20 protein-coding genes are annotated in these 21,845 nt (G+C 73.3%); 11 read left to right on the forward strand and 9 right to left on the reverse strand.

Annotated features, from left to right (window positions below):
* Positions 1 to 4: 4 nt before the first annotated feature.
* The gene (locus ACFY32_RS24055; protein ID WP_359203054.1) at positions 5 to 1,000 is read left to right on the forward strand and encodes a TAXI family TRAP transporter solute-binding subunit; all 996 of its coding nucleotides are present in this window, start codon (positions 5 to 7) and stop codon (positions 998 to 1,000) included.
* Here ACFY32_RS24055 and ACFY32_RS24060 read toward each other — a convergent pair.
* The gene (locus ACFY32_RS24060) at positions 997 to 2,394 is read right to left on the reverse strand and encodes a HAMP domain-containing sensor histidine kinase (RefSeq protein WP_359203051.1); all 1,398 of its coding nucleotides are present in this window, start codon (positions 2,392 to 2,394) and stop codon (positions 997 to 999) included. The two genes, ACFY32_RS24055 and ACFY32_RS24060, sit on opposite strands and share 4 nt — an antisense overlap.
* A 9-nt stretch (positions 2,395 to 2,403) precedes the next feature.
* Complete coding sequence (locus ACFY32_RS24065; protein WP_359203048.1) at positions 2,404 to 3,090, reverse strand: response regulator transcription factor; 687 nt, start codon at positions 3,088 to 3,090, stop codon at positions 2,404 to 2,406.
* A gap of 295 nt (positions 3,091 to 3,385) precedes the next feature.
* Between ACFY32_RS24065 and ACFY32_RS24070 the strand changes: the two genes are divergently transcribed.
* The 8 genes from ACFY32_RS24070 (at position 3,386) to ACFY32_RS24105 (ending at position 9,853) form a co-directional block, all read left to right on the forward strand.
* Entirely contained in the window at positions 3,386 to 4,162 is a 777-nt protein-coding gene (locus ACFY32_RS24070; protein WP_359203045.1) for an amino acid ABC transporter ATP-binding protein, read from the forward strand.
* A 118-nt stretch (positions 4,163 to 4,280) separates the two neighbouring features.
* Positions 4,281 to 5,120, forward strand: a complete 840-nt coding sequence (locus ACFY32_RS24075) for a glutamate ABC transporter substrate-binding protein (RefSeq protein WP_359203042.1) — start codon at positions 4,281 to 4,283, stop codon at positions 5,118 to 5,120.
* A gap of 84 nt (positions 5,121 to 5,204) precedes the next feature.
* On the forward strand, positions 5,205 to 5,870 hold the full coding sequence (locus ACFY32_RS24080; RefSeq protein ID WP_359203039.1) for an amino acid ABC transporter permease: 666 nt from the start codon (positions 5,205 to 5,207) through the stop codon (positions 5,868 to 5,870).
* Positions 5,867 to 6,757, forward strand: a complete 891-nt coding sequence (locus ACFY32_RS24085; protein WP_390675210.1) for an amino acid ABC transporter permease — start codon at positions 5,867 to 5,869, stop codon at positions 6,755 to 6,757. The genes ACFY32_RS24080 and ACFY32_RS24085 overlap by 4 nt, the downstream gene beginning before the upstream one ends.
* Positions 6,758 to 6,931: 174 nt before the next feature.
* Entirely contained in the window at positions 6,932 to 8,617 is a 1,686-nt protein-coding gene (locus ACFY32_RS24090; protein ID WP_390675211.1) for an FAD-dependent monooxygenase, read from the forward strand.
* A 156-nt stretch (positions 8,618 to 8,773) separates the two neighbouring features.
* Positions 8,774 to 8,845, forward strand: a complete 72-nt coding sequence (locus ACFY32_RS24095; protein WP_332836340.1) for a putative leader peptide — start codon at positions 8,774 to 8,776, stop codon at positions 8,843 to 8,845.
* 76 nt (positions 8,846 to 8,921) lie between these two features.
* Positions 8,922 to 9,455: a cysteine dioxygenase gene (locus tag ACFY32_RS24100; RefSeq protein WP_359203027.1), complete on the forward strand. Its 534-nt coding sequence runs from the start codon at positions 8,922 to 8,924 to the stop codon at positions 9,453 to 9,455.
* A complete protein-coding gene (locus tag ACFY32_RS24105) occupies positions 9,452 to 9,853 on the forward strand; it encodes a rhodanese-like domain-containing protein (protein ID WP_390675212.1) in 402 nt (133 codons plus the stop codon). Before ACFY32_RS24100 ends, ACFY32_RS24105 begins: the two co-directional genes overlap by 4 nt.
* Positions 9,854 to 10,054: 201 nt before the next feature.
* Here the strand turns inward: ACFY32_RS24105 and recX are convergent, their stop codons facing one another.
* From recX to ACFY32_RS24125, 4 genes are all read right to left on the reverse strand, one after another.
* On the reverse strand, positions 10,055 to 10,966 hold the full coding sequence (gene recX / locus ACFY32_RS24110) for a recombination regulator RecX (protein WP_390675213.1): 912 nt from the start codon (positions 10,964 to 10,966) through the stop codon (positions 10,055 to 10,057).
* 3 nt (positions 10,967 to 10,969) lie between these two features.
* Positions 10,970 to 12,097 (reverse strand): recombinase RecA, encoded by a 1,128-nt coding sequence (recA, locus tag ACFY32_RS24115; protein WP_359203018.1) that lies wholly within the window; start codon positions 12,095 to 12,097, stop codon positions 10,970 to 10,972.
* A gap of 224 nt (positions 12,098 to 12,321) precedes the next feature.
* Complete coding sequence (locus ACFY32_RS24120; protein ID WP_359203015.1) at positions 12,322 to 13,605, reverse strand: AI-2E family transporter; 1,284 nt, start codon at positions 13,603 to 13,605, stop codon at positions 12,322 to 12,324.
* A gap of 60 nt (positions 13,606 to 13,665) precedes the next feature.
* Positions 13,666 to 13,860: a DUF3046 domain-containing protein gene (locus ACFY32_RS24125; protein ID WP_359203012.1), complete on the reverse strand. Its 195-nt coding sequence runs from the start codon at positions 13,858 to 13,860 to the stop codon at positions 13,666 to 13,668.
* 79 nt (positions 13,861 to 13,939) lie between these two features.
* Here ACFY32_RS24125 and ACFY32_RS24130 point away from each other — a divergent pair, with 79 nt between their 5' ends.
* A complete protein-coding gene (locus ACFY32_RS24130) occupies positions 13,940 to 14,869 on the forward strand; it encodes a hypothetical protein (protein ID WP_359203009.1) in 930 nt (309 codons plus the stop codon).
* 3 nt (positions 14,870 to 14,872) lie between these two features.
* Here ACFY32_RS24130 and ACFY32_RS24135 read toward each other — a convergent pair whose 3' ends face one another.
* The 3 genes from ACFY32_RS24135 to ACFY32_RS24145 are packed head-to-tail and all read right to left on the reverse strand — an operon-like array spanning position 14,873 to position 16,754.
* Positions 14,873 to 15,181 (reverse strand): AzlD domain-containing protein, encoded by a 309-nt coding sequence (locus ACFY32_RS24135; RefSeq protein WP_359203006.1) that lies wholly within the window; start codon positions 15,179 to 15,181, stop codon positions 14,873 to 14,875.
* Positions 15,178 to 15,891 (reverse strand): AzlC family ABC transporter permease, encoded by a 714-nt coding sequence (locus ACFY32_RS24140; protein WP_359203003.1) that lies wholly within the window; start codon positions 15,889 to 15,891, stop codon positions 15,178 to 15,180. The genes ACFY32_RS24135 and ACFY32_RS24140 overlap by 4 nt, the downstream gene beginning before the upstream one ends.
* On the reverse strand, positions 15,864 to 16,754 hold the full coding sequence (locus ACFY32_RS24145; RefSeq protein ID WP_359203000.1) for an AraC family transcriptional regulator: 891 nt from the start codon (positions 16,752 to 16,754) through the stop codon (positions 15,864 to 15,866). The genes ACFY32_RS24140 and ACFY32_RS24145 overlap by 28 nt, the downstream gene beginning before the upstream one ends.
* A gap of 117 nt (positions 16,755 to 16,871) precedes the next feature.
* On the opposite strand from ACFY32_RS24145, the gene ACFY32_RS24150 reads away from it, so the two are divergent.
* Positions 16,872 to 21,827, forward strand: coding sequence for an ATP-dependent helicase (locus ACFY32_RS24150; RefSeq protein ID WP_390675214.1), 4,956 nt, complete (start codon positions 16,872 to 16,874; stop codon positions 21,825 to 21,827).
* The last annotated feature ends 18 nt before the right edge of the window (positions 21,828 to 21,845 follow it).

Raw genomic sequence — 21,845 nt, forward strand, 5'->3', positions numbered from 1 at the left:
GCCCATGTCCACGCTGTTGTCCCGTACCGGCGGGCGCCGGGCGCTGACGGCCGCGGCCGCCGGTGCCGTCGCGCTGGGCCTGCTGCTGTGGTGGCTGCTGCCGCTGGGCGAGAAGCCGCCGAGCGGCTCGGTGACGTTCAGCACGGGCACCCGCGCGGGCGTCTACCAGAGGTACGGCGAGATGCTCCGCACGGCGCTGCGCCAGGACATGCCGCGGGTGAAGGTGGCGCTGCGCACCAGCGCCGGTTCCCAGGAGAACGTCGAGCGGGTGGCGAGCGGCAAGGCCGACTTCACGATCACCGCCGCCGACGCGGTGGAGACGTACACCTACCAGGAGCGGCCCGGCTCCGAGCGGCTGCGCGGGGTCGCCCGCCTCTACGACGACTACGTGCAACTGGTCGTTCCCGTCGACTCGCAGATCCACTCGGTCGCCGATCTGCGGGGCAAGCGGGTCAGCGTCGGCCTGCCCGACTCGGGGGTCCGGCTGATCGCCAACCGGCTGCTGCGCGCGGCGGGCCTCGACCCCGGCAAGGACATCACGCCCCGGTCGTACGGCATCGACACCGGGCCGAAGCGGCTCGGGCACGACATCGACGCCTTCTTCTGGTCGGGCGGGCTGCCGACGGACGGGCTGCGGCAGATCGCCGACACGCCGTCCTTCCGGTTCGTGCCGATCGGGGAGGACCTGGTGGCCAAGCTGCACGAGCAGGGCGGCGCGACCCGCTACTACCGCGCCACCAGCATCCCGCAGTCGGCGTACCCGACGGTCCAGAACACCGACGCGGTGCCGACCATGGCGGTGGCCAACCTGCTGGTCACGCGGGACGACGTGGACCCCCGGCTCACCGAGTGGCTGACCCGCACGGTGCTCGAGAGCCGGGACGGCATCGGCAAGCACGTGCACTCCGCCCAGTTGGTCGACCTGCGCACGGCGATCTACACCGACCCCGTCCCACTGCACGAGGGCGCCCGGCGCTACTACGCGTCCGTCAAACCTTAGGGCCGCTGCCTCGGCACGGTCACCGTCACCTTCAGGCCGTGCGGTTCGTGGTGGTCGAAAGCGATGGTGCCGCCGCCCGCCGCGAGCAGGGCCCGGCAGATGGACAGGCCGAGGCCGGAGCCCTTGACGTTCTGGTGGCGCCCGCTGCGCCAGAAACGATCGCCCACACGCGCGAGTTCCTCGTCGGTGAGACCGGGCCCGCGGTCGGTGACGACGACGGTGGAGGCGGTGCCGTTGGAAACGACCGCGACCCGCACGGTCTCGCCCCCGGGCGTGAACTTCAGCGCGTTGTCGATGACCGCGTCCAGCGCGCTCGACAGCGCCACCGGGTCGGCCCACGCGGTGACCGGCGGGCACTCCCCCACCAGGCGTACGCCCTTGGCCTCGGCGGTCGGCGCCCAGGCGGCCACCCGCTCGGCGGCCAGCGCGCCGATGTCGGTGACCGCGAGGTCGGCCTCGGCGTGCTCGGCGAGCGCCAGGTCCAGCAGGTCGTCCAGGACGCGGGCCAGGCGCTTGCCCTCGGTGCGGACGGAGGCGATCTCCTCGTTGCCCTCGGGCAGTTCCAGGGCGAGCAGTTCGATGCGGAGCAGCAGCGCGGCCAGCGGATTGCGCAGTTGGTGGGAGGCGTCGGCGACGAAGGCGCGCTGCTGCTCCAGCACGTCCTCGACGTGGTCGGCCATCTCGTTGAACGAGCGGGCCAGCCGCCGCAGTTCCGGCGGCCCCCCGGAGGAGGCGACCCGGGACTTCAGACGGCCGGTGGCGATGTCGTGGGTGGTGGCGTCCAGCACCCGTACGGGCCTGAGCACCCAGCCGGTCAGCCGCAGGGCGGCGCCGACGGCCAGCAGCATCGCGGCGATCTCGCCCGCGCCGATGACCAGCCAGCCGTGCAGGATACGCGACCGCATCGCGCCGGTCGGCGAGTCGGTGACGACGACGGCGATCACGTCCCCGTCCCGGATCACCGGCGAGGCGACCACGAGCCGGCCCCGCTCCCAGGGCCACACCTGCTCGGGATCGTGGCTGCGCCGGCTGAGCAGCGCCTCGTCGAAGGCGTCGCGCACCTCGCCCGTCCGCGGGAGGAACCAGGTCGTCGGGGCGTTGGCCATGGGGATGTCGTCTGTGTAGAAGACGGCCGCCCGGATGCCGTAGACCTCGTAGTAGCTGATCAGCTCGCTCTGCAGGGTCGCCAGGCGCTCGCTGGGCGTGGTGCGGGACCCGGAGGGCGCGTCGCCGACGAACTGGGCGAGCGCCGCGAAGCGTGCCGTGTCGTCGATGCGGTCGACGACGACCCGCTGCTGGTCGGCCCGCGCGACGCTGACGGCCAGTGGGACGCCGAGCGCGAGCAGGACGGCCGCCATGAGGACGATCAGCAGCGGCAGCAGGCGGGCGCGCACCCGGGCCCGCTACGCGGCGGGGGCGACGAGCCGGTAGCCGACGCCCCGTACGGTCTCGATCAGCGCCGGCATCCGGAGCTTGGCCCGCAGGGAGGCGACGTGCACCTCCAGGGTGCGTCCGGTCCCCTCCCAACTGGTGCGCCAGACCTCGCTGATGATCTGCTCCCGGCGGAAGACCACCCCGGGGCGCTGGGCGAGCAGCGCCAGCAGGTCGAACTCCTTGCGGGTCAGTTGGACGACCGAACCGTCCACGGTCACCTGGCGGGTCGGCAGCTCGATGCGCACCGGACCCAGGCGCATCTCGCTCTCGCCGGCGCCCGGCGCGTCCTCGTGGACGGCGCGCCGGCTGACGGCGTGGATTCGGGCGAGCAGTTCCCCGGTGTCGTACGGCTTGACCACGTAGTCGTCGGCGCCGAGGTTGAGGCCGTGGATGCGGGAGCGGACGTCCGCGCGGGCGGTGACCATGATGACGGGGGTGCTGGTGCGCTTGCGGATCTTGCCGCAGACCTCGTAGCCGTCCTGGTCGGGCAGGCCCAGGTCGAGGAGGACGACGCCGAAGCCGTCGCTCTCCGGGACGAGCGCCTGGAGGGCCTCCTCGCCGCTGCGCGCGTGGGTGACGTCGAAGCCGTGGCGGGCCAGCACCGCGGACAGGGCGGCGGCCACATGGTTGTCGTCCTCGACGAGCAGCAGTCTCATCCGGGCCCCCTTCGGTTCATCGGGCGTACGCTCGGGACGGGTAGAAAACGGGCGGAGAACGTGTCCACGCGCGTGCCCTGTGCAGTGACGCTGATGGACAGGGACGGCGTCAAGGGGGTTCCGGTTGCCGGACGCCCGAAGTTATCCGGCCGATATGCGCCCTGCTCACAAGTGCTACGACACGTGTCCGATTGCTACCGGATCGTGATGCTCAGATTCCCCTCAGATGTAATGACGCAGGTCGCGAAGGGTAACTACTGTCCTCCGAAACCGAGGAGGACGGAGCCCGAGAGCGATGACCGAAGTATCGGTGGCCAAGGAAGACGTGGCCGCGACCGGCGATCTGGTCGTCTTGAAGAGCGTCAACAAGCACTTCGGCGCGTTGCACGTGCTCCAGGACATCGATCTGACGATCGCCCGCGGTGAGGTCGTCGTGGTGATCGGACCCTCGGGGTCCGGTAAGTCCACCCTGTGCCGCACCATCAACCGCCTGGAGACCATCGACTCCGGCACGATCGCCATCGACGGAAAGCCGCTGCCCGAGGAGGGCAAGGCACTGGCCAGGCTGCGGGCCGACGTCGGCATGGTGTTCCAGTCCTTCAACCTGTTCGCGCACAAGACCGTGCTCGAGAACGTCACCCTGGGCCAGATCAAGGTCCGCAAGGTCGAGAAGAACAAGGCCGAGGAGAAGGCCCGCGCTCTGCTGGACCGGGTCGGCGTGGCGGCGCAGGCGGACAAGTACCCCGCGCAGTTGTCCGGCGGCCAGCAGCAGCGCGTCGCCATCGCCCGCGCGCTGGCCATGGACCCGAAGGTCATGCTCTTCGACGAGCCCACCTCGGCTCTCGACCCGGAGATGATCAACGAGGTCCTGGAGGTCATGCAGCAGTTGGCCCGGGACGGCATGACGATGATCGTCGTCACCCACGAGATGGGCTTCGCCCGGTCGGCCGCGAACCGCGTGGTGTTCATGGCGGACGGCCGGATCGTCGAAGAGGCCGTGCCCGACCAGTTCTTCAGCAACCCGCGCAGCGACCGTGCCAAGGACTTCCTGTCGAAGATCCTGCACCACTGACGCCCGCCCCCGACGCCCCGCCCGCGGGCCCCGCCGGCGGGGCCCGCTTCCGGCGATCCGCGTCACCCGCCCTTGACGGCCCGTCTGATCGTCCGATCACAGTCAAAGGATGTTCACCATGAAGCTCCGCAAGGTCACCGCCGCATCGGCCGCCGTCCTCTCCCTCGCCCTGGCCGCCACCGCGTGCGGCTCCGACGACGGCGACGACGGCGGTTCCTCCTCCGGCGGCGACAAGAAGATCACCATCGGCATCAAGTTCGACCAGCCGGGCCTGGGCCAGAAGACCCCGCAGGGTTACGCCGGTTTCGACGTGGACGTCGCCACGTACGTCGCCAAGAAGCTCGGCTACGACGAGAACCAGATCGAGTGGAAGGAGTCGAAGAGCGCCGACCGCGAGACCATGCTGCAGCGCGGTGACGTCGACTTCATCGCCGCCACGTACTCGATCACCCCGGAGCGCCAGGAGAAGGTCGACTTCGCCGGCCCGTACCTGCTCGCCCACCAGGACGTGCTGATCCGCGCCGACGACACCTCGATCAAGTCGCCGGAGGACCTCAACGACAAGAAGCTGTGTTCGGTGACCGGCTCGACCTCGGCGCAGAACGTCAAGGAGAAGCTGGCGCCCAAGGCCCAGCTCCAGCAGTACCCGACGTACTCCGCGTGTCTGACCGGTGTGCAGAACAAGGCCATCGACGCGCTGACCACCGATGACTCGATCCTCGCCGGTTACGCCGCCCAGTCCCAGTTCAAGGGCAAGTTCAAGCTCGGCGGCTTCAAGATGACCAACGAGAACTACGGCATCGGCCTGAAGAAGGGCAGCGACCTCAAGGACAAGATCAACGACGCGCTGGAGGCCATGGTCTCCGACGGTTCGTGGCAGAAGGCCGTGGACGCCAACCTCGGCCCGGCCGGCTACAAGAACGACCCCGCGCCGAAGATCGGCGAGATCAAGAGCTGAGGCAACGCCTGACAGGGTGCGCCGCCCCGGGTGCGGGGCGGCGCGCCGGGGCGGGCCTCCCTACACGCGGAAGCGCGGGAGATCGTGTTCGACTTTCTTGAAGACTACGACCTGCTCGGGGCCTTCTGGACGACGGTGCAGCTCGCTGTGCTCTCCGCCGTCGGGTCCCTGATCTGGGGCACGCTGCTGGCCGCCATGCGGGTCGGCCCGGTGCCCCTGATGCGCGGTATCGGGACCGCGTACGTGAACATCGTGCGGAACATCCCGCTCACCGTCATCATCCTGTTCACGTCGCTCGGGCTGAACAACACGCTGGGCGTCACCCTCGGCTCGAACGAGATCGAGACGACCAACTTCCGGCTCGCCGTCCTCGGTCTGGTCCTCTACACCTCGGCCTTCGTGTGCGAGGCGCTGCGCTCCGGCATCAACACCGTGCCGGTCGGCCAGGCGGAGGCCGCCCGCGCGATCGGGCTGAGCTTCGGCCAGGTGCTGAGCCTGGTGGTGCTGCCGCAGGCGTTCCGCTCCTCCGTCGTACCGCTGGCCAACGTCCTGATCGCCCTCATCAAGAACACCACGGTGGCCGCCGCGATCGGGGTCGCCGAGGCGGCGCTGCTGATGAAGGAGATGATCGAGAACGAGGCGCAGTTGCTGCTGATCTCCGCGGTCATCGCGTTGGGCTTCGTGATTCTGACGCTGCCGACCGGCCTGATCCTGGGCTGGGTGGGCAAGAAGGTGGCGGTGAAGCGATGAGCTCCGTTCTCTACGACGCCCAGGGACCCCGCGCCAAGCGGCGCAACGTCGTCCTCACGGTCGTCTTCCTGGCCGCCGTGGCCGCCGTGGTGTGGTGGGTGCTCAGCACCCTGAAGGACAAGGGCCAACTGGAGTGGGTCCAGTGGGAGATGTTCTTCACCAGCACCGAGCCCTGGTCGACGTACATCTGGCCCGGTCTGGAGAACACCCTCAAGGCCGCCGCGCTGGCGATGGTCATCGCGCTGCCGCTCGGCGCCGTCCTGGGCATCGCCCGGCTCTCCGACCACGCCTGGGTCCGGGTGCCGGTCTCGATCGTGGTGGAGTTCTTCCGCGCCATCCCCGTACTGGTGCTGATGATCTTCGGGCTGGCGCTGTTCGCCGAGTACACCAACGTCAGCTCCGACGACCGCCCGCTGTTCGCGGTCGTCACCGGCCTGGTGCTCTACAACGCCTCCGTCCTCGCCGAGATCGTCCGCTCGGGCATCCTGGCCCTGCCCAAGGGCCAGTCCGAGGCGGCCATGGCGATCGGCCTGCGCAAGAACCAGCTCATGCGGCTCGTCCTGCTCCCGCAGGCGGTCACCGCGATGCTGCCGGCCATCGTCAGCCAGCTCGTCGTCGTCCTGAAGGACACCGCCCTCGGCGGCGCCGTCCTCACCTTCCCCGAACTGCTCGCCTCGGCCAACACGATGAGCGGCTACTACGGCGCCAACGTCATCGCCAGCTTCACCGTGGTCGCCGTGATCTACATCGCGCTGAACTTCGCGCTGACGACCTTCGCCGGTTGGCTGGAGCGGCGGCTGCGGCGGGGCAAGAAGTCGACCGGGGCGGTGCTCAAGGCGGACGACGCGCAGACCGCGGGTACGGCGGGCACCGGAGCCGGCATCTGACACTCGGTCAACTCGTGTGACCATTCGGAGGCAGTGGCATGATCGCCACTGCCTCCGTCACTTGACGCAAGCAGCGGCAATGGGTTGCATACGTTCTGTGATCGTGCACCCTGCTCAAACATCCTGTTCACCTGTGTCCCCCGGGACGCCGCACCGAGCAGGGGGCGCCGCGCCGTGGACCCGGTGATCATCGTGGGGGCGGGGCCCGTCGGGCTCACGCTCGCGCTGGCCCTGGCGCGTCAGGAAGTGCCCTGCGTCGTCCTCGACGAGGGACCGGGCAAGGACGAACCGCGCCCCGCGCGCACCGTCGTCCTGCCCGAGGACACCGTGGTCCTCCTCGAACGGCTCACCGGCACCTCGCTCGCCGGGGCCGGTCTGCGCTGGGCCGGATGGCGGTCGATGCGGCGCAAGCAGGTGACGCGCGAGATCGCCTTCGACGACACCGAGCCCGCCCCGCTGCACCTCGCCCAGCACGTGCTGACCGGCGCGCTGCGCACCGCCCTGGCCGGCGAGCCGCTGGTCAAGATCGTCGTGAACGCGCGCCTGGACACCGTCGAGCAGGAGCCCTCCGGCGTCACGGCCCACACCCGCGGCCCCGACGGCACCTGGTGGCGCGGCAGTTACCTGGTCGGCTGCGACGGCCCCCGTTCGACCGTGCGCAAGCTCCAGGACATCCGCTTCCCCGGCCGTACGGCGGTGGAACGGCACGCCGTCGCCGCGCTGCGCACGGAACTGCCCTGGGGTGCAGAAGCGTTGCTGCACCGGTCCCCGCCGTGGCGCACCTCGGGCCCCTCGGGGGGCGAGGTCACGGCCCGCCCGCTCCCGGACGGCGTCTGGCGCCTGGACTGGCTGCTGCCGCCGGGCAAGGACCTGGTCACGCCCGAACTGCTGGTGACCCGCGTCCGCGAGACCCTCGGCCACTGGAACGGCGGCACCGTCCCCTCGTACGAGCTGCTCGACACCGGCGTCCACACCGTCCACCACCGGCTCGCCCGGCGCTGGCGCAACGGCCGCGTCCTGCTCGCCGGGGACGCGGCGCACCTGCTCGGCGCACTGGGCACGCAGGGCCTCGTCGAGGGGCTGCGGGACGCCGACAACCTCGCCTGGAAACTGGCCCTGGCCTGGCACCAGGGGCCGCACGACACCCTCCTCGACAGCTTCCAGGCGGAGCGGCGCGCGGCTGTCGCCGCCAAGCTGCGCGCCGCCGACCAGGCGCTGCCGCCGCTGCGCGGTGGCGGCGGACTGCGCGGTTACGTCCCCGGCGCGGCCCGTGGCCAGGAGGCGTTGCTCACGGACGGTCACCTGGGGCGCGGACCGGTGGGTGCGCCGGGGGCGTACGCCGATTCGCCGCTGGCACCTCCGCCCCTCGACGGGGAGGTGCCCGTCGATACGCCTCCGGGGGCGTTGGTCGAGGACGTGCGGGTCACGGCGGAGGACGGCAGCTTCGTACGACTGCGCGACCGGCTCGGGCGCGGGGCGCTGCTGGTGGTGCTGATCGCGCCGGGCACGGGTGTGTGGGAGCGCAGGCACTGGGTGTCCGCGGGGGTGATGCCCCGGCTGGCCGCGGCGGTGACCGCGCTGCCGTACCGCGCTGAGCTGCTGGTCGCCGAGAGCTACCCGGGCGCCGCCGCGCACACCGTGCTGCTGGTACGGCCCGACGGTCACCTGGTCACGGCGCTGGGCGGGGTGCGCCCGGCCGACCTGTACACGGCGGCCCAGGCGGCACTGGGCGGGGCCGAACAGGCGAAGGCGGGGGCTGGGGCGCGAGCGGCGTCGGGGGCGGGGTCGGGCTCGGGGGGGCGGGCGGCGTCAGGGGCGGGGTCGGGCTCGGACGCGGGGTCGGGTTCGCGGGCGGGCTGAGGGGACGGCCGGGCTGAGGGGACGGCCGGGCTGAGGGGACGGCCGGGGTGAGGGGACGGCCGGGGTGACGCACCGTCGCCGGACTGTCCGCATCGTGACGGTGAGTTGACCGGTCCGCACCGTCATGGTGTACTCCGGACCGTGACCGACACCGACGTGCGCCTGTGGCGGAGGGTCCATATGGACCTCGTCCGCTACGCGGGCTGCGTGTGTCGCACGTCCTGCTGAATTCGCCTCAAGACCCCTGCGCGCGCCGCTTCCCGCTGCCGCGCGCTTCCGCGAACTCTCTTCCAGGACGGTAGCCGTGTCCGTTTCCGCCTCTTCCACCTCCCCCGCCCCCGCCTCCGCGCCCACCCAGGCCGAGTTGCTCGCCTTCGTCCAGCGGATCGCGGCCGACGCCGAGCTGATCGCCTCGCTCCCCCTCGATCCGGAGGGCCGTACCTGGGTACGGCTGGACGGTCCCGGTGGCAGTGAGGCGTGGCTGATCGGCTGGCCGCCCGGCACGGGCACCGGCTGGCACGACCACGCCGACTCGGTGGGCGCCTTCATCACCGCCGCCGGCCAGCTCAAGGAGAACGCCCTCGCCGCGAGGCTCCCCACGGACGGCTGGCGGACCCTCGAACTGTCCGACGGGGTGGACCGGCACCGCACGCTGGCCGCCGGTCAGGGCCGCGCGTTCGGCCGGCACCATGTGCACGAGGTGCTCAACGAGTCCCCCGACCGGCACGCCGTCTCGGTCCACGCCTACTACCCGCCGCTGCCGCAGATCCGCCGCTACAGCCGCACCGGGCAGATCCTCCGCCTGGAGCAGGTCGAGCGCCCTGAGGACTGGCAGTGAGCGAGCGGCGGGAACCTCTGGACATCGACACGCTGCTGGAACGCGTCCGCCAGGGCTACATACGCATCGCCCCGCGCGAGGCGTACGAGGCCGCCCGGACCGGGGACGCGCTGCTGGTGGACATCCGGTACGCCGCCCTGCGCGAGAGAGACGGGCTGATCCCCGGCGCCCTGGTGATCGAGCGCAACGAACTGGAGTGGCGGCTGGACCCCCGGGGCAGCCATCGCGTCCCCGAGGCCACCGGCCATGACGTGCGGGCCGTGGTCGTCTGCAACGAGGGGTACGCCTCCAGCCTGGCGGCGGAGTCCCTGCACCGCCTGGGGCTGCGCCGGGCCACCGACCTGATCGGCGGCTTCCAGGCGTGGCGGGCGGCGGGGCTTCCTGTGACGGCCGCCTGACGGGCACGTCGGGGCCCGCAGGCACGGCTGCCGGCGGGCACGGTCGGGGTCGGCGGGCACGGCTGCCGGCGGGCACGGTCGGGGTCGGCGGACAGGGCGGCCGGGAGGCGCTGTCGGGGTCGGCCAGAGCGGCAGGCGACGGGCGCGGCGGGCGGCGGGCGCGGCGGGCGGCGGGCGCGGCGGACGGCGGGTGTGGCGGGGTCAGAACGCCTCGTCGTCCAAGAACTCCGTGTCCTCGCCCTCCTCCTCCAGTGCCTGCCGGACCACCCGCAGGGCCATGCCCTCGGCGTAGCCCTTGCGGGCGAGCATCCCCGCGAGCCGGCGCAGCCGCTTGTCGCGGTCCAGCCCCCGGGTCGAGCGCAGTTTCCGGTCGACGAGTTCCCGCGCGGTCGCCTCCTCCTGCTCGGAGTCGAGCTGGGAGACCGCCGCGTCGATGAGGGTGGAGTCGACGCCCTTGGTACGCAGTTCCCGGGCGAGCGCGCGCCGGGCCAGGCCGCGTCCGTGGTGGCGGGACTCCACCCAGGCGTCGGCGAAGGCACTGTCGTTGATCAGTCCGACCTCCTCGAACCGGGACAGCACCTCCTCGGCCGCGTCGTCCGGGATCTCCCGCTTGCGCAGGGCGTCGGCGAGCTGCTTCCGGGTGCGCGGGGTCCCGGTGAGCAGGCGCAGGCAGATCGCCCTGGCCTGCTCCACCGGGTCCCGCGGAGGCTCCGCCCGCTCGGCCCTCGACGAGGAAGCGGCGCCTCCGTCCGTGCCGGACGGCCCTCCGCGCTCAGGCCGGCCGCGCCGGCGCCGGCCGCGCGTGCCGTCCGCGCCCCGGGGCCGGGCGTCACCCCGACGCGCCCCGGAACCGTACTCGCCTCCCCCGTCCGTTTCCCCCGTTTCGTCCGCGTACGCCCCGTATCCCGTACCGGTGCCGTACGGCGCCTCCGTCCCGTACGGCACCGAAGGGTCGTACCCCGGGCCGGTGCCGCCGTCCGTCCCGGTGAGGTCACCGCCGTATCCGTCGCCACCCGCCCCGGCGGAGCCCTCGTCGTCCGGTCCGCCCCGTCGGCGCCGGCGCGCGGCGGGGTCCGGGGCGGCGTACTCGGCCCAGTCGGTTCGTCGTGTCACGGGTCAGCTCTTGGCCGCCGCGGCCTTGGACTTGGTGGCCTTGACCGCGGGGACGGGCACCGCCGGAGCGGCACCGGCGGCAGCGGCGGCCGGAACGGCCGCGTCCGCGGCCGGCTCGGCGGCCGGCTCCTCGGGACGCACCCCGACGCCCAGCTTCTCCTTGATCTTCCGCTCGATCTCGTTGGCGAGGTCGGGGTTGTCCTTCAGGAAGTTGCGGGCGTTCTCCTTGCCCTGGCCGAGCTGGTCGCCCTCGTACGTGTACCAGGCGCCGGCCTTGCGGACGAAGCCGTGCTCCACGCCCATGTCGATCAGGCCGCCCTCGCGGCTGATGCCGTGGCCGTAGAGGATGTCGAACTCGGCCTGCTTGAAGGGCGGCGCGACCTTGTTCTTGACGACCTTGCAGCGGGTGCGGTTGCCGACCGCCTCGGTGCCGTCCTTCAGGGTCTCGATGCGCCGGATGTCGATGCGCACGGAGGCGTAGAACTTCAGCGCCCGGCCACCGGTCGTGGTCTCCGGGGAGCCGAACATCACGCCGATCTTCTCGCGGAGCTGGTTGATGAAGATCGCGGTGGTCTTGGACTGGTTGAGCGCGCTGGTGATCTTCCGCAGGGCCTGGCTCATCAGCCGGGCCTGGAGGCCGACGTGGCTGTCGCCCATCTCGCCCTCGATCTCCGCCCGCGGGACGAGCGCGGCGACGGAGTCGATGACGATGAGGTCGAGGGCGCCGGAGCGGACCAGCATGTCCACGATCTCCAGGGCCTGCTCACCGTTGTCCGGCTGGGAGAGGATCAGGTTGTCGATGTCGACGCCGAGCTTCTTGGCGTACTCGGGGTCGAGGGCGTGCTCCGCGTCCACGAAGGCGACCTGGCCGCCGGCCTTCTGCGCGTTCGCCACCGCGTGCAGGGTCAGGGTCGTCTTGCCGGAGGACTCGGGGCCGTAGATCTCCACGACGCGGCCGCGCGGGAGGCCGCCGACGCCGAGGGCCACGTCGAGCGCGGTCGATCCGGTGGGGATGACCTCGATGGGCTCGTTCGTCCGGTCACCCATGCGCATGACCGCGCCCTTGCCGAATTGCCGTTCAATCTGTGCGAGAGCGGCGTCCAGGGCCTTCTCGCGGTCGGTTCCTGCCATGGGTTCCACCCGATTTGCTTGAGTCGATCGCTTCACGTCAAAGACGCTAACGCCTGCCACTGACAATGCGCCTCGACGCAGGTCCGGCCTGTGGATAACTCGGGCGCATCTCCGTCCAAACCCAGTCGAATCGCCCGTTGCAAGCTCTGGCCGGAGTCTCCATAAGAATAGATGTTCGATTTTTGTGTCAAGCGCACCACGCGGCACGCCGAGGCCCTCCGGCCTCAGGAAGAACCTTCCCCGGAGTCCCGGGACCTCTCCTGCTCCCCGGGCGGCCGTTCTCCCTGCCGCCGGTCCCGCAGTTGCCTCGCGCGGGCGAGGAGGCCGGGCCCGGAGCCCCGCTGCCCGCGCCGGTGCCCCTGGACGCGGGGGTCGTCCGTGACGGCGTACCGCTTGACGTACGCGCCCAGGAACGCCTGGAGCGTGGCGACCGCCGGGATGGCGATCAGGGCGCCGACCGCGCCGAGCAGTGCGGTGCCGGCGATGACCGAGCCGAAGGCGACCGCCGGGTGGATGTCGACGGTCCTCGATGTCAGCTTGGGCTGCAGCACGTAGTTCTCGAACTGCTGGTAGACCACCACGAAGACCAGCACCCACAGCGCGTACCAGGGGTTGACCGTGAAGGCGATCAGCATCGGCAGCGCGCCCGCGAGGTAGGTGCCGATGGTCGGGATGAACTGCGACACCAGGCCCACCCACACGGCGAGCGCGGGCGCGTAGGGGACCTCCAGGACCTCCAGCAGGACGTAGTGCGCCACCCCGGAGATCAGCGCCATCAGGCCGCGCGAGTACAGGTAGCCGCCGGTCTTGTCGACGGCGATCTCCCACGCGCGCAGCACCTCGGCCTGCCGCGCGGGCGGCAGCACGGAGCAGAGCGCGCGGCGCAGCCGGGGGCCGTCGGCGGCGAAGTAGAACGCGAACAGGGTGATCGTCAGCAGCCGGAAGAGGCCGCCGAGGACCTGGGTGGACACGTCCAGGACGCCGGTCGCGCTGTTCTGCACGTAGTTGCGCAGCCAGTCGGAGCGGAGCAGGCCCTCCTGGATGTCGACCCGTTTCAGCTCGGTGTGGAAGTGGCCGTTGACCCAGTTGATCACCGAGTCGAGGTAGTCGGGGAAGTCCTCGACCATCTTGACGATCTGGCCCGCGAGCATGGAGCCGAGCAGGGTGACGAACCCGGCGGTGACGACCAGCACGGCGAGGAAGACGAGGAAGGTGGCCAGCCCCCGGCGCATCCCCCGCGCGGCCATCCAGCTCACCGCGGGCTCGATCGCCAGGGCCAGGAAGAACGCGATCAGGATGTTGATCAGCAGGCCGGTGAGCTGGTGGAAGGCCCAACTGCTGAGCTGGAACAGCGCGTAGAGCGTCAGGGCGAGCACCATCGCGCGGGGCAGCCACCGCGGCATACGGGCGGCCGGCCCGGCGCTCCCGGCGGGCGGCCGGGCGGGCGGCACGGGGCCGGAGGGAGATGCCTGCTGGGCCGGCTGCCCGGTCTCGTCAGTGGATGCCACGGGACTAGTCTCGCCCACACCACCGACAGCCGGGGACCGTCCGGCGATCTTCGTGACGGATCAGCGCTTCTCCTGTGGCACGTTCATGACCGAGCACACCACGCGCCACACGTCCTTGGCGTCCCACCCGGCGTTCAGGGCCTGGTTCACCGTCCGTCCGCCCAGCTCCGTCATCACATGATCGCGTGCGAAGGTGTCGGCGTACCCCGGACCGAAGTGCTCCGCCATCCGCTGCCAGAAGACCGTCAACCGCATGCCTCCAGTATCCCGCCCCCGGGTAAGGGCCCCGGCCGGGCCCGCACCCGGGGCGGCTCCGCGCCCTACGGTCTGACGCATGGCCGAAACCGGAGCTTCCACCCTCCCCCCGACGCCCCCGGCGGACACCCCGCTCGCACGCGCGGAGCGCTTTGTCTGGCTCACCGCCCGCGTGCTGGAGCAGCGCCTGTTCGCGTACCACTTCCGGGGCGGTGACGCCGACCCGGTGGAGACGGCGCTCGACGCCTACCGCAACGAGGACGGCGGGTACGGCCACGCACTGGAGCCCGATCTGCGCGGCCCGGCCAGCTCGCCGCCGCACATCGCGCACGCGCTGCGCGTACTGGACGCCGTGGGCCGCTGCGGCGGGCAGCGCGTGGAACGCGTGTGCCGCTACCTGACCGGCGTCTCCACCCCCCAGGGGGCGCTCCCGGCGGTCCCGCCCGGCCGGGACGGCCTCCCGTCCGCCCCCTTGCCGCGCGTGGGCGACCCGCGCGGCGAGCTGTACGCCACCGGCCCGGTGGTCGGGCTGCTGCACCGCAACGGGGTGTGGCACGCCTGGCTCTTCCGGGCCACCGACTTCTGCTGGCAGGCGGTCGAGTCGCTGCGGACCTCCCGCCCGTACGAGATCGAGGCCGCGGTGACCTTCCTGGACGCGGTACCCGACCGCCCGCGCGCTCGGGCGGTCGCCGACCGCCTCGGCCGGCTGGTCCGCGAGCAGCGCCTGGCGGTCCTGGACCCGGCCGACCGCGACGCCCACCCGGCCGCGCCGGGTGCGGGCCGCTTCCCCCACGACTACGCGCCGTTCCCGGCCTCCCTCGCGCGCGCGTGGTTCACCGACGAGGAGATGACCCGCTCACTGGACTTCCTCGCGGCGGAGCAGCGGGCGGACGGCGGCTGGCCCGCCCGCCGGCCGGAGTGGACGCCGGCCGCCGTCCTGGAGGCACGCCCCAGGGCGACGCTGGACGCCCTGCGGGTCCTGCGGGCGTACGGCCGCCCCGTCGGCTGAGCGTCATCCGCCCAGGGCGCGGGTCCCGGCGGTCACCGCCACGGCCGCCGCGACGACCAGCAGGAAGGGGGCGCGCAGCACCAGGGCCACGGCCGCCGCGGCGAGCCCGGCGGCCCGCGCGTCCAGCAGCAGCGTCCGTCCGTCGGCGAAGGTCTGCTGGGCCGTGAGGGCGGCGAGCAGGGCCACCGGCAACAGGGCGGCCAGCCGCCGCACCAGGGGCCGTTCCAGGGCACCCGCGGGCACCATCAGGCCGGCCAGCTTGACCGCGTAGCAGCCGACCGCGGTCAGCGCGATGGCCATCCAGGTGTTCACCGCTCCCCCTTCCCCGCGCGGTGACCCCGGGCCCACAGGACGACCGGCGCCGCCAGCGCCGCCACCAGCACGGGCAGCCCGGCCGGCAGTACGGGAAGCAGACCGACCCCGAGCACCACGGCGAGCCCGGCGACCAGCCGCTCGACGGTCCCGGTCAGCATCGGCGCGAGCAGCGCCAGGAAGACCGCCGGCCCGGCCGCGTCCAGGCCCCAGGCGTCGGTGTCGCCGATGGCCTCGGCGCCGAGCGCGCCCAGCAGCGTGGTGAGGTTCCACAGGACGTACAGGCTCAGTCCCGTGACGGTGAACCCGATGCGGACCCCGCGCCGGGTGGGCTGGGCGAGCGCCACGGCGGTCGTCTCGTCGATGACCCACTGCGCGGCGAACGGCCGCAGCGCGCGAGGGAGGGCCAGCAACTGCGACAGCCGCAGCCCGTAGAAGGCGTTGCGCACGCCCAGGAAGAAGGCGCCGGCCGCGGCCGTGAACGGGTTCCCGCCGGCCGCGAGCGCCCCCACGAGCGCGAACTGGGACGCCCCGGTGAACACCAGGAGGCTGAGCGCGCAGGTCTGCGCGAGGGTGAGTCCGCCGCCCGCCGAGGTCACCCCGAAGGCGAACCCGGAGAGTCCCACGGCGATCCCGACGCCCAGGGCGTCCCGCACCACGGCGGTGTCCGGTCGGCCGGCGGCTACCGGCTCTGCTGTCTGTTCTGCCACGCCCCGGACGCTAGGCGAGGCCCCGGCCGCGCATCTTGTACGTTCTTGCGCTCGCGCTGGTACGCCCCGGGCGGCACGCCCACGATCCGGGTGAAGTGCCGGTTCAGGTGCGGCTGGTCGGTGAAGCCCACCTGGAGCGCGGCCTCGGCGGGCGCCGTCCCGGCGTCCAGCAACCGCCGTGCGCGGCGCACCCGGGCGTCCGTCAGCCAGGTGTGCGGCGGCAGGCCGTAGGTGTCGCGGAAGGCGCGCAGCAGGGCGAAGGGGCTGGTCCCGAGGTCGTGGGCGAGTCTCTCCAGGCTGGGCGGCTCGGCCATCCGCTCCTCCAGCACGGCACGCGCACGTGCCGCGATCCGCGCCCCCGCCGTCCGCACCTCCCGGCGCGGCAGCGGGCCCCCGTCGAGCCGCAGCAGCCGGGTCACGGCCACCCGCAGCAGGGTGTCGGCGGCCAGCGCGTTGCCCTCGTCGGCGGCGCGCAGCACCCTGTGCACCAGTTCGACGGTGTACGGATCGTCCAGCACCGGCCGGACGAAGCCCGGCGTCCCGCGCAGCGTCGTGGTCTCGGCGGCGATGGCCGCGACGACCTCCGGCGCCGGGTAGACGGCCCCGTACCGCCAGCCTTCCGGCACCCCCGCCCGCCCGGTGTGCGGGGTGTCCGGGTTGATCAGCGCGAGCGACCCGGGCCCCGCGTACTGGTCGCCGCCGCCGTGGTGGAAGACCTCCACCCCGTCGGCGATGGCCGCGATCACGAAGTTCTCGTGCGTGTGCCGTACGAACGTCTTGCGGACGTACCGGGCGCGCAGCAGGTCGACCCCGGGCAGCTCGGCGTACCGCCAGTGCCGCGCCCGCTCCGTCCGTCCCGCCATGGCCCCATTGTCACGGACCCCCCGCGACGCCCGGCGGCCCGCCCCGCGCCACCCGCGCGGACCGCCGCGGGGGCCGCTCCCGGCCCGATTGTCAGTGGCCGGGTGCACGATGGACGCATGGTCAGCTCCGCACACCGAGCCCTCGACGGCTTCTCCCCCGCGACCCGCGGCTGGTTCACGGGTGCCTTCTCCGCGCCCACCGCCGCCCAGGCCGGCGCGTGGCAGGCCATCGGCGAGGGCTCGGACGTGCTGGTGGTCGCCCCCACCGGCTCGGGCAAGACCCTGGCCGCCTTCCTCGCGGCCCTGGACCAGTTGGCCTCGACGCCCCCGCCCGCCGACCCGAAGAAGCGCTGCCGGGTCCTGTACGTCTCCCCGCTCAAGGCCCTGGCCGTCGACGTGGAGCGCAATCTGCGCAGCCCGCTGACCGGCATCCGCCAGGAATCCGTCCGCCTGGGCCTGCCCGAGCCCGAGGTCAAGGTGGGCATCCGCTCCGGCGACACCCCCGCCGCCGAGCGCCGCGCGCTGTCCACCCGCCCGCCGGACATCCTGATCACCACCCCCGAGTCCCTGTTCCTGATGCTGACCTCGGCCACCCGGGACGCGCTCACCGGCGTGGAGACGGTGATCCTCGACGAGGTCCACGCGGTCGCCGGCACCAAGCGCGGCGCCCACCTGGCACTCTCCCTGGAGCGGCTGGACGAGCTGCTGCCCAGGCCCGCCCGCCGCATCGGCCTCTCCGCCACCGTCCGCCCGGTCGACGAGGTCGCCCGTTTCCTCTCGCCCCGCCGCAAGGCCGAGGTGGTGCAGCCGCCCTCGGGCAAGGAGTTCGACCTCTCCGTCGTCGTCCCCGTCGAGGACCTCGGCGAGCTGGGCGGCTCCCCGGTCGCGGACTCCGGCGACGGAGCGGAGCGCCCGTCGATCTGGCCGCACGTCGAGGAGCGGATCACCGACCTCGTCCAGTCGCACCGCTCCACGATCGTCTTCGCGAACTCCCGCCGCCTGGCCGAGCGCCTGTGCAACCGGCTGAACGAGATCGCGTACGAGCGGGCGACCGGCGAGCCGCTGGGCGAGCACCACTCCCCGGCCGAGCTGATGGGCGGCGCGGGTGCCGCCCAGGGCGCCCCGCCCGTGATCGCCCGCGCCCACCACGGCTCGGTCTCCAAGGAGCAGCGCGCCCAGGTCGAGGAGGACCTCAAGGCGGGCCGGCTGCCCGCCGTGGTCGCCACCTCCAGCCTGGAGCTGGGCATCGACATGGGCGCGGTCGACCTCGTGGTCCAGGTGGAGTCCCCGCCGTCGGTCGCCTCCGGCCTCCAGCGCGTCGGCCGAGCGGGACACCAGGTCGGCGCGGTCTCCACGGGCGTGGTCTTCCCCAAGTACCGGGGCGATCTGGTGCAGGCGGCCGTGGTCACCGAGCGGATGCGCACCGGCGCCATCGAGTCCCTGAGGGTCCCCGCCAACCCGCTGGACGTCCTCGCGCAGCAGCTCGTGGCGATGACGGCCCTGGACACCTGGCAGGTCGACGACCTGCTCGCCGTGGTCCGCCGCGCCGCGCCCTTCGCCTCGCTGCCGGAGTCGGCGTTCACGGCGGTCCTGGACATGCTCGCGGGCCGCTACCCGTCCGACGCGTTCGCCGAGCTGCGCCCGCGCGTGGTGTGGGACCGCGTCGCCGGCACGGTCACCGGCCGTCCGGGGGCGCAGCGGCTGGCCGTCACCTCCGGGGGCACCATCCCCGACCGCGGCCTGTTCGGGGTGTTCCTGGCCGGCGCCGACCCGAAGAAGGGCGGCGGCCGGGTCGGCGAGCTGGACGAGGAGATGGTGTACGAGTCCCGCGTGGGGGACGTCTTCACGCTCGGCACCAGTTCCTGGCGGATCGAGGACATCACGCGCGACCGCGTCCTGGTGTCCCCGGCGCCCGGCGTGCCCGGCAGGCTCCCGTTCTGGAAGGGCGACCAGTTGGGCCGCCCGCTGGAGCTGGGCCGCGCGCTGGGCGCGTTCCTCCGCGAGGTCGGCTCCCTGCCCGGGGACGACGCCCGGCGGCGGCTGCTCGCCGCCGGCCTGGACGCCTGGGCCGCGGACAACGTCCTGGCGTACCTCGCCGAGCAGCGCGAGTCCTGCGGCCACATCCCCGACGACCGCACCATCGTGGTCGAGCGCTTCCGGGACGAGCTGGGCGACTGGCGGGTGGTGGTCCACTCCCCCTTCGGCGCCCAGGTCCACGCCCCCTGGGCGCTCGCCCTCGGCGCCCGCCTGTCCGAGCGGTACGGCATGGACGCCCAGGTGATGCACGCCGACGACGGCATCGTGCTGCGGCTGCCGGACGCCGATCTGATGGGCCTGGACCTCCTCGACCAGGAGCCGCGAAGGGCCGGCACCGAGTACGACGCGGACCGGGCCCCGGTCGGCGCGGCCGACGTCGTGTTCGACAAGGGCGAGGTGAACCAGGTCGTCACCGACCAGGTGGGCGGCTCGGCCCTGTTCGCGGCCCGCTTCCGCGAGTGCGCCGCCCGCGCGCTGCTGCTGCCCCGCCGCAGCCCCGGCAAGCGGACCCCGCTGTGGCAGCAGCGCCAGCGCGCCTCCCAGTTGCTGGTGGTGGCGAGCGAGTTCGGGTCGTTCCCGATCGTGCTGGAGGCGGTCCGCGAGTGCCTCCAGGACGTCTTCGACGTCCCCGGACTGGTCGAGCTGATGGGTGACCTGGAGGCCCGCAGGGTGCGCCTGGTGGAGGTCACCACCCCCGAGCCCTCCCCGTTCGCCCGGTCCCTCCTCTTCGGTTACGTCGCCCAGTTCCTCTACGAGGGTGACTCGCCGCTCGCCGAGCGCCGCGCCGCCGCCCTCTCCCTGGACTCCCGGCTGCTCGCCGAGCTGCTCGGCCAGGCGGAGCTGCGCGAACTGCTCGACGCCGAGGTGCTGACCGAGCTGGAGCGCGAGCTGCAGTGGCGCACCGAGGACCGCCGCGTCAAGGACGTGGAGGGCGTCGCGGACCTGCTCCGGCTGCTCGGCCCGCTCACCGACGCCGAGCTGGCCGAGCGGGGCGCCGAACCCCGGTGGGCGCCCGAGCTGGCCGCCGCCCGCCGCGCGATCAAGGTCCGTATCGGGGGCGCCGACCACTGGGCGGCGATCGAGGACGCCGGACGGCTGCGCGACGCGCTCGGCACGGCGCTGCCCGTGGGCGTGCCGGAAGCCTTCATGGAGCCCGTCAAGGACCCGCTCGGCGACCTCCTGGCCCGCTACGCCCGCACCCACGGCCCGTTCACCTCGGCCACCGCCGCCGCCCGCTTCGGCCTGGGCGTGGCCGTCACGGACGGCGCTCTGCAGCGGCTGTCGGCGGCGGGCCGGATCGTCCAGGGCGAGTTCCATCCGGCCGGGATCGGCCAGGAGTGGTGCGACGCGGCCGTACTGCGTCGGCTGCGCCGCCGCTCGCTGGCCGCGCTGCGGCACGAGCTGGAGCCGGTGCCGCCGCCCGCGCTCGCCCAGTTCCTCCCCCAGTGGCAGCACATCGGCAAGGGCCACTCGCTGCGCGGCGTCGACGGCCTGGTGCGCGCCGTCGAGCAGCTCCAGGGCGCGTCCGTACCCGCCTCCGCCCTGGAGAAGCTGGTCCTGCCGTCCCGCGTGGCGCACTACGCCCCGGCCATGCTCGACGAGCTGACCGCCGCCGGCGAGGTGGTGTGGGCGGGGGCCGGTTCCCTCCCCGGCAAGGACGGCTGGATCTCCCTCTACCTGGCGGACGCGGCCCCGCTGCTCGTGCCGCCCCCGCACCCCCTGGAGACGACCGCCCTCCACCAGTCCGTCCTCGACACCCTGTCCGGCGGCTACGGCCTGTTCTTCCGCCAGATCGCCGACCAGGTCCGTGCGACCACCCATCCCGACGCCACCGATCCCCAGCTCGCCGACGCCCTGTGGGACCTGGCCTGGTCCGGCCTGCTGACCAACGACACGCTGGCGCCCCTGCGGTCCTTCCTCGGCTCGGGCCGCACCGCGGGCTCCACGGCCCACCGCGCCAGACGCGCGGCTCCCCGCGGCCGCTACGGCTCCCTCACGGCCGCCGCCCGCCCCGCCTCCCGCTCCGGACCCCCGACCGTCGCGGGCCGCTGGTCCCTGCTGCCGGCCCGCGAGTCCGACACCACGGTCCGCGCCCACGCCCTGGCCCGCACGCTCCTGGACCGGCACGGCGTGGTGACCCGCGGTGCCGTCTCGGCCGAGGGCGTCGAAGGCGGCTTCTCCGCCGTCTACCGCATCCTGTCGGCCTTCGAGGAGAGCGGACAGGCCCGACGCGGGTACGTGGTGGAGGGCCTCGGCGCGGCCCAGTTCGCCATGGACGGCGCCGTCGACCGCCTCCGCGCGGTGGCCAACGCCCGCGACCGCGGCGACGGCCTGCCCGGCGGCGGCCCCGGCGGACCGCAGCAGCCCGCCGACGACTTCGGCACGTCCCCCGACCCCGACCGGTCCACGACCACCCCGGACCGGTCCGCCCCGGCCGCCCCCTTTCCCGCCCTGGACACCGACTTCGCCACCCCGGGCGCCTTCACCCCCGGCCCGCCCTACTCCAGGGACGAGTACGTCTCCCCCCGGGACTACGCCTCCCCCGGCGCCGGCGGTCCCCGCTCCGGCGGCCCGTACGGCGGCGGCTCCACCCCCGGCGCCCACGGCAGCGGCTTCCCGGGCCGCCGTACCCGCCCGTCCCCCGCCGACCGGGCCGTCGTCCTGGCCGCCGCCGATCCGGCCAACGCCTACGGCGCCGCCCTCCCCTGGCCCGAGCCCCCGACCGGCGCCGGACACAAGCCGGGCCGCAAGGCCGGCTCCCTGGTGGTCCTGGTCGACGGCGACCTGGCGCTCTACATGGAGCGCGGCGGCAAGACACTGCTCGCCTGGCCCTCCGACGCCGACGCCCCGGCCGCCGACGACCCGCGTCTGGGCGCGGCGACCGAGGCGCTGGCGGAAGCGGCCCGCGCGGGCGCGCTGGGCACGGTCACGGTGGAGCGGGTCAACGGCGCGGCGGCGCTGACGTCCCCGTTCGGCGTCCTGCTGGAGCGCGCGGGGTTCATCGCGACCCCGCGCGGACTGCGGCTGCGCGCATGACCGAGGCGGGAGGCCCTG

The organism is Streptomyces sp. NPDC000134 (assembly GCF_042899225.1).
GTDB lineage: Bacteria > Actinomycetota > Actinomycetes > Streptomycetales > Streptomycetaceae > Streptomyces.